The organism is Marinobacter sp. EN3 (assembly GCF_000475315.1).
GTDB lineage: Bacteria > Pseudomonadota > Gammaproteobacteria > Pseudomonadales > Oleiphilaceae > Marinobacter > Marinobacter nauticus.
Genome location: NZ_AXCC01000083.1, coordinates 1 through 1,358, shown reverse-complemented (window position 1 = coordinate 1,358; position 1,358 = coordinate 1). Strand labels below are relative to the sequence as shown.

Sequence of the window (1,358 nt, the reverse complement as noted above, 5' to 3'; positions counted from 1 at the left end):
GAGAAGGCTCATATGTGTTATAAGTCTTGGCATAGCCCCTCTGTTTAGATCCTTGCGGCGCCTATTGAAGTCACTGAGAACGAGCCCGCTTGTTACAAAGATGAACGGATATAGAAATTGATTGATAGCTGCGTCAAAACCGGCCCCTATCAGAGTCGAAACGGCATGAAGCACTCCGATACCGATCAGTATAATTGGTAAAAGTAGCTGTAGAACCTTGAACCACCTACTCAGACTACCCAATCCCCTACCCTCTATCCGCATCGGATCGCAAATATCTGGTCTCTTTCCAAAATCCAACAAAAACTTCTCGCAACTTATAACGCCTGGGCTAAACCGCCGGTACGGAGCGCAGCGTAGTACCGGTCGGCTAGAGCCCCTGGTTAACCATATTTGGCCGATGTTTGCTTCATGAACCGGAGAACTCGGATGTTCTCCGCCAAGGCATTTGGATTTGTATTCATCGCTTTAGCTGAGGTGTGATGGCAGCTCAGTATTCTCGCTTCTGTGATTTGGGATACAAAAATATGCGCCCGCCTCGCTGCACTCCCAACCAGCACTATACATTTGAGGGCAGGCATGGCCTCGATAACTGGCTTCAAATATGAAATGCCAGGGCGAATGTCTTTGCCCCTCGCCGCTCGGATAGAAGACTTGCTTTGGTTACCGATGTACCAGGGGACCGTATTCCAAACAGCAATTTCTTTTCTATCTATTCCGGCTTGCTCAAGCTGTTGCTTGAAGTTTCTTGCTGTTGGGTCTGGATTATCAAAAGATATATATCCAGTTTTTAGAGCCTTTGCACCTGGGGCCTCGAAAAGAAACAGAAACGTTGCGTTCTCGTTTCCATTACGCGGATCAAATCCCGGAACATCCATGCTCTTGCCTTATTTTGTCTACGACTGCTGATAGATTCATTTCATTGGTTAACGCCCAGTCTTTGTACTTAACCACGAATTCTTTGGCTTCTTCCAATGTGTCAGGGTATGGAACAGACTCATAGCTGTTGGGATTTGGCCTGATTTTCTGGAACAAGAAGCCATGCGCTATTAAAAACCCGACCTTTTTCCATTGGGCATTGTCGCTTTTCTTTGGTGCTTTAAAGTGCCGCCCAACGTTGAACATAGTGTCGTTGCATATCGGACACGACATGGTGAGAGGATAATCGGAAGGCGTACCCTCAACATGGCGCTTATTGGCAGTTCTGCACGTAAGGCACACATAGGATTTGGAATAGTCTGGCCCCGACACCTTTTGGCTTGATTTGCTGCTTCGGGTGCCTGAATCCCAACAAAGGGCCTTTTTCGTGTCCCGATCAAGAGTCATGTATTGCCTTGTAATCGGGATAGGGAGGCACC

The 1,358-nt window shown here is 47.5% G+C and carries 2 protein-coding genes; both read right to left on the bottom strand.

Going from position 1 to position 1,358, the window contains the following annotated elements; all coding sequences use genetic code 11:
* Positions 1-383: 383 nt before the first annotated feature.
* Positions 384-878 (bottom strand): uracil-DNA glycosylase, encoded by a 495-nt coding sequence (locus Q675_RS0119480; protein ID WP_023012150.1) that lies wholly within the window; start codon positions 876-878, stop codon positions 384-386.
* A partial coding sequence (locus Q675_RS38500) for a hypothetical protein (RefSeq protein ID WP_023012149.1) occupies positions 859-1,358 on the bottom strand: 500 nt, incomplete at its 5' end. The genes Q675_RS0119480 and Q675_RS38500, both read right to left, overlap by 20 nt.